This is a genomic window from Mycobacterium sp. 050272 (assembly GCF_039023525.1).
GTDB lineage: Bacteria > Actinomycetota > Actinomycetes > Mycobacteriales > Mycobacteriaceae > Mycobacterium.
Map to the genome: position 1 here is coordinate 520118 of NZ_JBCHKV010000002.1, position 11588 is coordinate 531705.

Below are 11588 nucleotides of genomic sequence, written 5' to 3' on the forward strand. Positions count from 1 at the left end.
CCTGCTCTAGACCGGCCGGAAGGCGAACGTGATGATCTCGTTGTCATCGGCGTCGGTGGTCAACGGCACCATCGCGAGCTCGACCTGCTGGCCGAACTGCAGTTTGGCCGGGTCGTTCTCGGTCAGCCGACCCTCGACCCGGATCACGTCCCCAAGCTGCACCAGACCGACGCCGAACGGCACGAAGTCCTTGCCGGTCGGACCGGCGTAGGGGGCCCCGGGCGGGAAACCCTGGGTCGTCCAGGCGACCACGGTTCCGGTCCGCGGCAACAGCACGTCGCTCATCGAGCCGCCACTGCAGCGCGGGCACCGCTCCTGCACCGGGAAGGTGGTGGCACTGCAATCCCCGCACCGACTGCCGATCAGCTGTGGGTTCTCGTCGGGCCAGGTCGAGATCTCGGGAGCGAGTGCCTTCTGCATCGAGGGGTCCTCCAGGAACGTGCGCGGGTGCACCAAAAGAACAATTCTGACTGAACCGTATAACAGCTTTCCGAAAAGTGGAAACCGCATTCTCATACCTTGCAGGGGTGAGTACGCCAAGGCGGTGGGCCTGGACATCAAGATCGCCGAGCTTGCCCAGAGTCACCTGCTGCGGCTGCCCGTCCCGCTCGACGACAAGGTGGTGGCCGCCGAACAACGCCTTGCCGATCTTTTCGCGGCCTCCGACCAGATTCCGGAGGCGCCCGATTTCGCCAAGTGGGTCGACCGTAGGTTCAACGGTGTGCTCGCGGCGAGCGGCACACAGTGACGATGCGAGGAGACGACGATGACGGTGATAGTGCTGCTGGAACTGAGGTTCAAGCCCGACGAGGTCGGTGCCGGGCGTGAGCTGATGGGGCGCACGCTGGAAACCACTCGGGCATTCGAGGGAAATCTCCGTACTGACGTCTGGGTCGATGAGGCCGACGAAGCCCACTGGATCATCTACGAAGAGTGGGAGTCGGTCGACGCCGACGAGGCCTACCGCGCGTTTCGCGCCGGCGAAGGCAAGGTGACCCAGCTGCCGCCGCTGCTGGCCGCACCTCCGGTCAAGACCAGGTACACCACCAGCGACGTCTGAGCGCGCTAGCTCAGGGCGGGGATGACTTCCCGCTCGAACAACTCGATGCCGGAGCGGTCGTAGGCGGCCTCGGGGAAGTAGACGATCGCGTATTCGCAGCCGAGATCGCGGACCTTGGCCAGCCGCTCGATCACCTGTTCCGTGGTGCCCATCGCCGAGTCGGGAAGGCTACTGGTCATCGAATCCGCCAGGGACTCAGGCACATAGTCGACCAGCCGGTCGCGCACCCGCTGCTGGCGGTCTTTGACCTCGGCCTCGGATGTGCCGACGATGGCGGTGAAGTTGGCCGAACGCACGATCGCGTCGAAGTCGGTGCCCACGTCGCGGCAATGCCCAGCGAGCACCTCCGACTTCTGGGCAAACGCCTCGGGCTCTGCCGTGAAGTTGGTGTACTGCGCGTACTGCGCCGCGATGCGCAGCGTCACCTTCTCGCCACCACCGGCGACCCATAGCGGAATACCGTTGTCCTGCAACGGCTTCGGCTCGACAATCGCGCCGTCGACCTGGTAGTGCTTGCCGTCGAAGCTGACTTTGCCCGCACGCCAGGCGTCGCGCATGATCTGCACACCCTCGTCGAGGCGGCCCAGTCGAACGCCGGCCGACGGGAACCCGTAACCGTAAGCGCGCCACTCGTGTTCGTACCAGCCGCCGCCGATACCCATCTGGATGCGACCGCCGGAGATGATATCGGCGGTGGCCGCCACCTTGGCGAGGTAGACCGGATTGCGGTAGCTCATCGCCGTGCACATTTGGCCGAGCTTGACCCGTGACGTCGTCGCGGCGTAGGCCGACATCAACGACCATGCCTCGTGCGTCGCTTCGGCGCTCGGCATCGGGACGGTGTGGAAGTGGTCGTAGACCCACACCGAGTCCCAGGCGCTGCCGTCGGCGTAGGAGGCCAAGTCCCGCATTACCGCCCAGTGTTTCGCCGGGTCGATGCCTACCAGATCCATCCGCCAGCCCTGCGGAATGAAGAAACCAAAGCGCATGGTTAGGGACTCTAGCTCTCGTCGGGGCGAGTCGGAATGGGTTGGGATGTCACATTCGCTCACAGCTGATCGATACCAGCGGCCCGGCCGGTGCCTGGCAGACAGCACTCGATGAACGCCTGGCAAACAAGGCGATACACGTGATGTACGACTCGATGACCCAAGGACGTTTGACGCAGTGGCGACCGCGAAAAGCCCCCGAAACCACGTTGTTTCGAGGGCTTTCGCGAAATACCCGAACGGAACTCAGCCCAGCGAATCCGGCGGCAGGAAGCGGTCGCCGTACTTGGCGGCCAGCTCACGGGCCCGGGCCACGAAAGCCTCCTTGCCCGTACCGCCCGCTCCGGAGTAGCCGACGATGAACTGCGCGCTACCACCGGTGTACGGCGGGAACCCGATACCCATGATCGATCCGATGTTGGCGTCGGCAGTCGACGTCAACACGTTCTCGTCAAGGCACTTCTGGGTTTCCAGCGCCTCGGCGAACAGCATCCGATCGACCATGTCCTGCAACGGAATCTCCGCGCTGCCCGACTTGAACGTCTCGCGCAGGCCCGGCCACAGGCGGGTGCGCTTGCCGTCGACGTACTCGTAGAAGCCCGCGCCCTTCAACCGCGACGGACGGCCGAGCTCGATCATCTTCTCGACGACGGCCTCGGCGGGGTGCGGCTCGTAGGTGCCGCCGGCGTCCTCGACACCCTTACGAGTGGCGGTGGCGATCTTGTGCATCAGCTCCAGGTTGAGCTCGTCGGACAGCTGCAGCGGCGGCGCCGGGTAGCCGGCCTGCGAACCGGCGTGCTCGATACTGGCGGGCTCTACGCCCTCGCCCAGCATCGCCAGCGCCTCGTTCACGAACGTGCCGATCACGCGGCTGGTGAAGAAGCCGCGACTGTCGTTGACGACGATCGGGGTCTTGCCGATCGCCAGCGTGTAGTCGAACACCCGAGCCAGCGCTTCGTCAGAAGTCTTCTCGCCCTTGATGATTTCGACCAGTGGCATCTTGTCGACCGGCGAGAAGAAGTGGATCCCGATGAAGTCCTCTTGCCGCTTCACGCCGGTCGCCAGACCGGTGATCGGCAGCGTCGAGGTGTTCGATCCCAGCAGTGCGTTGGGCTCGACGATGTCCTCGATCTCCTGAAACACCTTGTGCTTGAGGTCCTGGTTCTCGAACACGGCCTCGATCACGAAGTCGACACCCTTGAAGTCAGCGGGGTCAGCCGACGGCGTGATGCGGCCCAGCAGCGCCTTGCTCTTCTCCTCGGTGGTCTTGCCACGCTCAAGTGCTTTGGCCTCAAGCTTTTCCGAGTAATTCTTGCCCTTCTCGGCGGCCTCGATGCTGACGTCCTTGAGCACCACGTCGTAACCGGCCTTGGCCGAGACGTAGGCGATTCCGGCGCCCATCATGCCCGCGCCCAGCACACCGATCTTGTTGATCTTCACCGGCTCGATCCCGTCGGGACGCGATCCACCGGAGTTGATGTACTGCAGATCGAAGAAGAACGCCTGGATCATGTTCTTCGCGACCTGCCCCGTGACCAGCTGGGTGAAGTAGCGGCTCTCGATGCGACTGGCGGTGTCGAAGTCCACCTGCGCGCCCTCGACGGCCGCGTCCAGAATGGCTCGCGGCGCCGGCATCGGCGCGCCCTTGAGCTGCTTCTTGAGCAGCGCCGGGAAGGACGGCAGGATGCCAGCCAGCGCGGGGCTGGACGGGGTGCCGCCGGGCATCTTGTAACCCTTTTTGTCCCAAGGCTGTTCGTGCGAGTCGGGGTTGGCCTTGATCCACGCCTTGGCGGCGGGGACGAGCTCCTCGATCGAGCCGACCAGCTCGTCGACCAGTCCGATCTCCTTGGCCTTCGCCGGCTTGAAACGGGTGCCCTGCGACAGGATGTTCATGAATGCGTTCTGGATGCCGAACATCCGCACGGTGCGGGTCACCCCGCCGCCGCCCGGCAGCAGGCCCAGCGTTACCTCGGGTAGGCCCAGCTGACTTCCTTTGACATCAGCCGCAATTCGGTGATGACACGCCAGCGCGATCTCCAGTCCACCGCCGAGCGCGGCACCGTTGATGGCAGCTACCACCGGCTTGCCCAGGGTCTCCAGGGCGCGCAGGTCCCGCTTGACCGACTCGACGGTGTCGAAGGCCTCACCGGCGTTCTCGGGACCCAGGTTGATCATGGCCTTGAGGTCTCCACCGGCGAAGAAGGTCTTCTTCGCGCTGGTGATAACCACACCGGCGATCGAATCCTTTTCTGCCGTAAGACGTTCGACCGTGTTGTGCATGGACGTGCTGTAGTGCTCGTTCATCACGTTGGCCGACCCGGTGGGGTCGTCAAGCGTGAGCGTGACGATGCCGTCGGCGTCCTTGTCCCACTGAATCGTGTTCTCTGCCATGGCCTTAAACCCTCTCAATGATGGTCGCGACACCCATGCCGCCACCGATGCACAGCGTGATCAGGGCGCGACGCGCGTTGCGGCGCTCGAGCTCGTCGACCATGGTTCCGGTGATCATGGCGCCGGTGGCGCCCAGCGGGTGGCCCATCGCGATGGCACCACCGTTGACGTTGAGCTTCTCATCCGGGATGTTGAGGTCCTTCTGGAACTTCAGCACCACCGACGCGAACGCCTCGTTGAGCTCGAACAGGTCGATGTCGTCGATCGTCAGGCCGGCACGGTCGAGTACCTTGCGGGTGGCCGGCGTCGGGCCGGTGAGCATGATGACCGGGTCCGAGCCGCTGGTGGCCGTGGCCACGATGCGCGCCCGCGGGGTCAGGCCCTGGGACTTGCCCGCCGCCTCCGAACCGACCAGCACCAGCGCGGCACCGTCGACGATGCCGGAGCTGTTACCGCCGGTGTGCACGTGGTTGATCTTCTCGACGTAGTGGTACTTCGTCAGCGCCACGTCGTCGAAGCCGCCCATCTCGCCGATGCCGTCGAACGCGGTCTTCAGCTTGGCCAGGCCCTCCATCGTGGTGTCGGGGCGCATGTGCTCGTCGTGGTCGAGGATGACCAGACCATTCTGGTCGCGCACCGGCACGACCGACTTCGCGAAGTATCCGCCCGACCAGGCTTCGGCGGCCTTCTCCTGCGAGCGCAACGCATAAGCGTCGACATCCTCGCGGCTAAAGCCCTCGATGGTCGCGATCAGGTCGGCACCGATGCCCTGCGGCACGAAGCCGATCTGATAGTTGGTCTCGGGGTCGGTCGCCCAGGCGCCGCCGTCGGAGCCCATCGGGACGCGGCTCATCGACTCGACGCCCCCGGCCAGTACCAGGTCGTCCCAGCCCGAGCGCACCTTCTGGGCGGCAGTGTTAACGGCCTCGAGACCCGAGGCGCAGAACCGGTTCAGCTGCACACCACCGGTGGTCTCGGGCAGGCCGGCGGCCAGCACCGCGGTGCGGGCGATGTCGCCGCCCTGGTCTCCGACCGGAGACACCACGCCCAGGATCATGTCACTGATCAGGTTCTCGTCCAGGTCGGGATTGCGGCGGCGCAGCTCGTCGACCAGGCCCACCACCAGGTTCAGCGGCTTTACCTCGTTGAGCGATCCGTTGCGTTGCTTCCCGCGGGGCGTGCGGATGGCCTCATAGATGAAGGCTTCTTCGGACATGTCGACTTCCTGTTCGCAAAATGGGTTTCGGGTCCGTCTAGGTGCACCCTAACAGGGGCTCCCGGCCAACCTGTTGGTTGGGCAGGTCGCTGCTGCTCAGGACTCCGAGCGGTGATCGGCGCGCTCCCACCGTCGCCGGGGCCTCACGCTGGCGTGCCGACCGAACCGACGTTGCGCCGGCGTGAGGCTCACGCTGCGACCGCCTCCGCCTAAGCTCGACGACCATGACGGTGTCGCGATTGCGGCCCTACGCGACCACGGTGTTCGCCGAAATGTCGGCGTTGGCCGCGCGCATCGGCGCGGTGAACCTGGGTCAGGGCTTTCCCGACGAGGATGGACCCCCGGCGATGTTGAAAGCGGCGCAAGACGCGATCGCCGATGGTGCCAACCAGTACCCGCCGGGGATCGGCATCGCGCCGCTGCGCCAGGCCGTCGCGGCGCAGCGCAAGCGGAATTTCGGCATCGACTACGACCCGGACACCGAGGTGCTGGTGACGGTCGGGGCCACCGAGGCCATCGCGTCGGCGGTCATCGGCCTGGTCGAGCCCGGCTCGGAGGTACTGCTGATCGAGCCCTTCTACGACTCCTACTCGCCGGTGGTCGCCATCGCCGGCGCACACCGCGTCGCCGTACCGCTGGTTTCCGACGGCCATGGCTTCGCGCTGGACACCGGCGCGCTGCGGCGGGCGGTGACGCCAAAGACCCGGGCCCTCATCGTCAACTCGCCGCACAACCCCACCGGCGCCGTGCTGAGCGCGACCGAACTGGAGGCGATCGCCGAGATCGCGGTGGCCGCCGACCTTTTGGTGATCACCGATGAGGTGTACGAGCACCTGGTGTTCGACGGCCATCGTCACCTGCCGCTGGCCGGTTTCGACGGCATGGCGCAGCGCACCATCACCATCTCCAGCGCGGCCAAGATGTTCAACTGCACCGGCTGGAAGATCGGATGGGCTTGCGGTCCAGCACAACTCATCGCCGGGCTGCGCGCGGCCAAACAGTACCTGAGCTACGTCGGCGGGGCGCCGTTCCAGCCCGCGGTCGCGCTGGCGCTGGACACCGAGGACGCCTGGGTGGACGACCTGCGGCGCTCGCTGCAAGCCCGGCGCGACCGGCTGGCTGCCGGCCTGGCCGACATCGGTTTCGTGGTACACGAGAGTAACGGCAGTTATTTCCTGTGCGCCGACCCTCGGCCACTCGGATACGACGACAGCACGACGTTCTGCGCGGCACTACCGGAAAAGGTTGGCGTGGCGGCTATTCCGATGTCGGCGTTCTGCGACCCGACCGCGCCGCATGCCGATCTGTGGAATCACTTGGTGCGCTTCACCTTCTGCAAGCGCGACGACACCCTCGACGAGGCGATCAGGCGACTGTCCGCACTCAAGACTGCTTAGCATCCTCGTCGCCCATCACGCGCTTACGAAGGCCTTCCAGCGCGGCGTACAGGATTTTGTTGCCCGCCGAGCGTACCCAGAACCCGGGCAGTGGTGCCCTCAGCTCGATCGTGAGGCTGAATCGGACCCGGGTCTTGTCGTCACCCTCGCGCTCCAAGTTGTATTCGCCATGTTGAGCGTGTTGCTGCGAGGTCTTCTGCGCATCCCACACCATCCAGTCGGGACCCCAGTGATATTCGACCATTTCGGTGTCGGCGATGCCGCTCACCCTGATCGTCATTCGCACGTGGTGCGGCATCCCGTCGGGATATCGGTCGACGACTTCGACCCGCTTGTGCAACGGAGACCACGAGGGCACCGCGTCCATGTCGGCCAGCGCCTCCATGATCACGTCCGGGGGCGCCCCGATGACAATTTCCGACGATGCACGTATGGCCACTGTCTAACAAATTAGCAATCGAGACCGAATTACGGTGAGTTATCCGGACCGCCCCGCGCGACCAGATCGCGCAGCCCCTTGATCGACGCGTCGAGAACGTGTTCCATCGCGCGCCGAACGACGAATCCGGGCACGGGCCCGGCCGGTTCGACGGTGATGTCGAATCGCACCCGCGTCTTGTCGATGCCCTCGGGCTTGAGGTTGTATTCGACGTGCTGGCCGTGTTGTTGGGCCGTCCCCTTCACGTCGTACACCACCCAATCCGGGCCCCAGTGGTATTCCAGCACCTCTTTGTCGCGCAAGCCCATAATTCTGATGGTGGTTTTGACGTGGTGCGCCCGACCGTCCGGATAACGGTCGACGACTTCGATCTTTTTGTGAAGCGGCGACCAGGATTCCAGCACGCTGACATCCTCGAGCGCCCCCATGACCACGTCGAGCGGCGCATCAACTATGAATTCACGTGATGCCTTTACAGCCACTGAGTTCAACCTAGCAATACCGTTCGAGGCACGGAACGTATTCGGGTAAGTAATTTGCTACCAGTTGATTTCGTCGATCGGCGTGGTGGCGGCCGGCGGTGGCCCGACGGGCCCGGCCGGCGTTCGCGAGAAACGCGGAGCGGGTGCGGCCTGCTCGACGCCGTGGGCGGCGATCAGCGTCGACCGCGCGTTCAAATGTTCGCTGCCGGCGGCCTCGTTCCACGTCAACACCGGTGTGACACACGCGTCGGTGCCGGCGAATACCTGAGTCCACTCGTCTCGCGTCCGGCTGGCGAACCGCCTGGCGAACACGTCGTACATCTGCTGATACGAACCGCTTTCAAGCTGGCCCGGCACCTCGTCGGCCGACAGACCGAGCCCACTGAGCAACGCCGCGAAGAACTGCGGCTCGATCGCGCCGACGGCCATGTACTTGCCGTCGGAGGTTTCATAGCAACGGTAGAACGGCGAGCCGCCGTCCAGCAGAAACGATTCGCGCTTATCGCGCAGGCTGCCAATTGCCTTCATGGTCCACATCATTTGGGCAAGCACACTGACGCCGTCGACCATCGCGGCGTCGACGACCTGCCCGCGGCCGGACCGCTCACGTTCGTACAGCGCGACGGCGATACCGACGAGCACCAGCATCGACCCGCCGCCGAAATCGGCGACCAGGTTCAGCGGCGGCATCGGCGGCCGGTCGGCATAGCCCAGCGCCGACAGCGCACCGGTCTGCGACAGGTAGTTGATGTCGTGCCCCGCCGTCGACGCCAACGGCCCGTCCTGTCCCCAGCCGGTGATCCGCGCGTAGATCAGTCGCGGATTGCGCGCCGCGCACTCATCGGGTCCGATCCCGAGCCGCTCGCAGGTGCCGGGCCGAAAGCAGTCCAACAACACGTCGGCCTTGGCGGCGAGCTCGAGCAATGCGCCCGGATGAGTCTTGACGTCGAGGTCGACTATCCGTTTGCCCCGGTGCAACAGGTCGCGGTCCTCGGCCGGCATCGTCGGGACTGCCTGGTGGCGACCCGCCTCGCCCGGCTTCGCCGCGCTTGCGATCGCCACGCCGCCGGGGCGGCGCACCCGCACCACGTCGGCACCCAGGTCAGCGAGCATCATGCCCGCGTGAGGCCCGGGTCCGATACCGCCGAGTTCGATGACTTTGATCCCGGCCAGGGGTCCCGCGCCGGTCACGGCGACTACTTACCCTTCTTCACCTGCAGCACCCGCTTGCGCAAGCCCTCGGTCCCGGTATCGACGGTGCCTTTGATGGCGCGCTTCAACACGAAGCCCGGCAACGGCACCACGGGATCGACGCTGAGCTCGAACTTGACCAGGGTGCCGTCACCCTTCGGCGTCAGTTTGTAGGAGGCATCCTGGGAGCGCTGCTGACCGGAGCTGATCAGCGTCCAACTCACCTCGTTGTCGCCCCACGAGTACTCGATCACCTGCTCGTCGGTGATGCCCGCGGCTTTGACCTTCATCTTGACCTTGGTGGGGCGTCCGTCGGTGTCGCGCTCGAGGATTTCTACGCTCTGGTGGGGCGGCGACCATTCGGTCACCGAGTCGAGATCGGCGATGACGTCGAGGATCTCTTCGGGGCTGGCTTCGATGACAACTTCGCGGGTTTCGTTGATCGCCATGGCCGCACGATAGCGAAACCACGCCCGGCGGGGAGCGCTTTCGACCAGCGTAACGTCGACTTCGTGACTGCTACCACGCCCGACGCGGCGGCCGGGCCCGCGGATTCTGTCTACACCGTCGGCGACTACCTGTTGGACCGTCTCGCCGAGCTTGGCGTCTCGGAGATCTTCGGCGTCCCCGGAGACTACAACCTGGAATTCCTCGACCACATCGTCGCGCATCCACGAATTCGGTGGGTGGGCAACGCCAACGAGCTGAACGCCGGCTACGCCGCCGACGGTTATGGCCGGCTGCGCGGAATGGCAGCTGTGGTAACGACATTCGGGGTAGGTGAGCTTTCGGCGACCAATGCGATCGCCGGTAGCTACGCCGAGCATGTTCCGGTCGTGCACATCGTCGGTGGCCCCTCCAAGGATGCCCAGGGCACCAGGCGGGCATTGCACCATTCGCTCGGTGACGGCGACTTCGAGCACTTCTTCCGCATCAGCCGTGAAATCACCTGTGCTCAAGCCAATCTGATGCCGGCGACGGCATGCCGGGAAATCGACCGGGTGCTGTTGGAGGTGCGCGAGCAGAAGCGGCCTGGCTACATCCTGCTGTCCACCGACGTGGCGCGCTTCCCCACCGAACCACCCGACGCGCCGCTGCCCCGCTATGCCGGCGGCACCAGCCCGCGCGCCCTGTCGATGTTCGTCGAGGCCGCCACCGAGCTGATCGGCGACAACCGGCTGACCGTGCTGGCCGACCTGCTGGTGCATCGGCTACAAGCGGTCAAGGAACTCGAGGCGCTACTGAACGCCGACGTGGTGCCGTACGCCACGCTGATGTGGGGCAAGAGCTTGCTCGACGAAAGCGCACCCAACTACCTCGGCATCTACGCCGGTGCGGCCAGCGCGCCCGCCGTGCGTGCCGCGATCGAGGACGCACCCGCGTTGGTCACCGCCGGCGTGGTGTTCACCGACATGGTGAGCGGCTTTTTCAGCCAGCACATCGATGCAGCGCGGACCATCGACATCGGCCAATACCAAAGCAGTGTGGCCGGTGAGGTGTTCGCGCCGCTGGAGATGGGCGCCGCCCTCGACGCGCTGGCCGAAATCCTGACGCGGCGCGGAATCAGTTCACCACCCGTCGCGTCGGCAACGGACCAACAGACCGCAGCCGCCGCCGCGGCGCCCGGGCGAGATCAAGCCCTGACCCAGGAGATGGTGTGGGACCGGCTGTGTACCGCGCTCACACCGGGCAACGTGGTGCTCGCCGATCAGGGCACCTCCTTCTACGGGATGGCCGACCACCGGCTGCCCAAGGGGGTCACATTCATCGGCCAACCCCTTTGGGGCTCAATCGGTTACACGTTGCCCGCGGCGCTCGGCGCAGCGGTGGCGCACCCGGACCGAAGGTCGGTGTTGCTGATCGGGGACGGCGCCGCGCAACTGACCGTGCAGGAACTCGGCACGTTCTTTCGCGAGGGGCTGTCGCCCGTCATCGTCGTGGTCAACAACGACGGCTATACGGTCGAACGGGCGATCCACGGAGAGACGGCGCCCTACAACGACATCGCCAGCTGGAGTTGGACCGATATCCCCAACGCGCTCGGCGTGGCCAACCACCTCGCGTTCCGTGCGCAAACCTACGGCGAACTCGACGACGCGTTGACTGCGGCGGCGGGCCATCAGGATCGCATGGTGCTTGTCGAAGTGGTCTTGCCCCGCATGGAAATTCCACCGCTGCTGGTCGAACTCGTGCAGCCGATGTCGCCGGACGGCAGCAGGCGCCGCTGAAAGGCGGCGCTGATCTAGCCTCTCCGGCCCGCCTTCGACGATTTCAGAATGGCCGCAACGGTACGGCGGCAGCGGCCGCAGTCGGCGCCCGCACCGCACGCGTGTGCGACTGCGTTCGTCGTCGATGCCCCGGCCGCGACGCACTCGGACACAGTTTGACTGGTGACCCCGTTACAAAGACATACGAACACCGAG

At 65.5% G+C, this 11588-nt stretch carries 13 protein-coding genes; 4 read left to right on the forward strand and 9 right to left on the reverse strand.

What is annotated here, in order from left to right; translation table 11 throughout:
* Nucleotides 1-6 precede the first annotated feature (6 nt).
* On the reverse strand, nucleotides 7-420 hold the full coding sequence (locus AAHS21_RS07215) for an OB-fold domain-containing protein (protein ID WP_342926985.1): 414 nt from the start codon (nucleotides 418-420) through the stop codon (nucleotides 7-9).
* 124 nt (nucleotides 421-544) lie between these two features.
* Here AAHS21_RS07215 and AAHS21_RS07220 point away from each other — a divergent pair, with 124 nt between their 5' ends.
* Nucleotides 545-748 (forward strand): hypothetical protein, encoded by a 204-nt coding sequence (locus AAHS21_RS07220; RefSeq protein ID WP_342926986.1) that lies wholly within the window; start codon nucleotides 545-547, stop codon nucleotides 746-748.
* An 18-nt stretch (nucleotides 749-766) separates the two neighbouring features.
* Nucleotides 767-1060: a putative quinol monooxygenase gene (locus AAHS21_RS07225; RefSeq protein WP_342926987.1), complete on the forward strand. Its 294-nt coding sequence runs from the start codon at nucleotides 767-769 to the stop codon at nucleotides 1058-1060.
* Nucleotides 1061-1065: 5 nt separating this feature from the next.
* Here AAHS21_RS07225 and AAHS21_RS07230 read toward each other — a convergent pair whose 3' ends face one another.
* The 3 genes from AAHS21_RS07230 to AAHS21_RS07240 all read right to left on the reverse strand — a co-directional run bounded on the left by AAHS21_RS07230 (nucleotide 1066) and on the right by AAHS21_RS07240 (nucleotide 5656).
* On the reverse strand, nucleotides 1066-2049 hold the full coding sequence (locus AAHS21_RS07230) for an LLM class F420-dependent oxidoreductase (RefSeq protein WP_342926988.1): 984 nt from the start codon (nucleotides 2047-2049) through the stop codon (nucleotides 1066-1068).
* Between the two features lie 246 nt (nucleotides 2050-2295).
* Nucleotides 2296-4440 carry a 3-hydroxyacyl-CoA dehydrogenase NAD-binding domain-containing protein gene (locus tag AAHS21_RS07235; protein ID WP_342926989.1) on the reverse strand — a complete coding sequence of 715 codons (2145 nt, stop codon included), beginning with the start codon at nucleotides 4438-4440 and terminating at the stop codon, nucleotides 2296-2298.
* A gap of 4 nt (nucleotides 4441-4444) precedes the next feature.
* A complete protein-coding gene (locus AAHS21_RS07240; protein WP_342926990.1) occupies nucleotides 4445-5656 on the reverse strand; it encodes an acetyl-CoA C-acetyltransferase in 1212 nt (403 codons plus the stop codon).
* Between the two features lie 224 nt (nucleotides 5657-5880).
* Here AAHS21_RS07240 and AAHS21_RS07245 point away from each other — a divergent pair, with 224 nt between their 5' ends.
* On the forward strand, nucleotides 5881-7053 hold the full coding sequence (locus AAHS21_RS07245; protein ID WP_342926991.1) for a pyridoxal phosphate-dependent aminotransferase: 1173 nt from the start codon (nucleotides 5881-5883) through the stop codon (nucleotides 7051-7053).
* Here AAHS21_RS07245 and AAHS21_RS07250 read toward each other — a convergent pair.
* From AAHS21_RS07250 to AAHS21_RS07265, 4 genes are read right to left on the reverse strand one after another with little or no spacing between them, the layout of a single operon-like run.
* Nucleotides 7040-7492: an SRPBCC family protein gene (locus tag AAHS21_RS07250; protein ID WP_096290024.1), complete on the reverse strand. Its 453-nt coding sequence runs from the start codon at nucleotides 7490-7492 to the stop codon at nucleotides 7040-7042. The two genes, AAHS21_RS07245 and AAHS21_RS07250, sit on opposite strands and share 14 nt — an antisense overlap.
* Nucleotides 7493-7521: 29 nt before the next feature.
* Nucleotides 7522-7974, reverse strand: coding sequence for an SRPBCC family protein (locus tag AAHS21_RS07255; RefSeq protein ID WP_342926992.1), 453 nt, complete (start codon nucleotides 7972-7974; stop codon nucleotides 7522-7524).
* A gap of 57 nt (nucleotides 7975-8031) precedes the next feature.
* Entirely contained in the window at nucleotides 8032-9165 is a 1134-nt protein-coding gene (locus tag AAHS21_RS07260; protein ID WP_342926993.1) for a CaiB/BaiF CoA-transferase family protein, read from the reverse strand.
* 5 nt (nucleotides 9166-9170) lie between these two features.
* Entirely contained in the window at nucleotides 9171-9614 is a 444-nt protein-coding gene (locus AAHS21_RS07265; RefSeq protein ID WP_342926994.1) for an SRPBCC family protein, read from the reverse strand.
* A 63-nt stretch (nucleotides 9615-9677) separates the two neighbouring features.
* Between AAHS21_RS07265 and AAHS21_RS07270 the strand changes: the two genes are divergently transcribed.
* Complete coding sequence (locus AAHS21_RS07270; RefSeq protein ID WP_342926995.1) at nucleotides 9678-11393, forward strand: alpha-keto acid decarboxylase family protein; 1716 nt, start codon at nucleotides 9678-9680, stop codon at nucleotides 11391-11393.
* Nucleotides 11394-11407: 14 nt separating this feature from the next.
* On the opposite strand, the gene AAHS21_RS07275 is transcribed toward AAHS21_RS07270, so the two are convergent.
* A complete protein-coding gene (locus tag AAHS21_RS07275) occupies nucleotides 11408-11584 on the reverse strand; it encodes a (2Fe-2S)-binding protein (protein WP_342926996.1) in 177 nt (58 codons plus the stop codon).
* Between the last annotated feature and the right edge of the window lie 4 nt (nucleotides 11585-11588).

Bases quoted from the DNA above. Each gene is read 5' to 3' on its own strand.
- AAHS21_RS07215 (WP_342926985.1), bottom strand. From the start codon at position 420: ATGCAGAAGGCACTCGCTCCCGAGATCTCGACCTGGCCCGACGAGAAC.
- AAHS21_RS07225 (WP_342926987.1), top strand. From the start codon at position 767: ATGACGGTGATAGTGCTGCTGGAACTGAGGTTCAAGCCCGACGAGGTC.
- AAHS21_RS07235 (WP_342926989.1), bottom strand. From the start codon at position 4,440: ATGGCAGAGAACACGATTCAGTGGGACAAGGACGCCGACGGCATCGTC.
- AAHS21_RS07265 (WP_342926994.1), bottom strand. From the start codon at position 9,614: ATGGCGATCAACGAAACCCGCGAAGTTGTCATCGAAGCCAGCCCCGAA.
- AAHS21_RS07230 (WP_342926988.1), bottom strand. From the start codon at position 2,049: ATGCGCTTTGGTTTCTTCATTCCGCAGGGCTGGCGGATGGATCTGGTA.
- AAHS21_RS07245 (WP_342926991.1), top strand. From the start codon at position 5,881: ATGACGGTGTCGCGATTGCGGCCCTACGCGACCACGGTGTTCGCCGAA.
- AAHS21_RS07240 (WP_342926990.1), bottom strand. From the start codon at position 5,656: ATGTCCGAAGAAGCCTTCATCTATGAGGCCATCCGCACGCCCCGCGGG.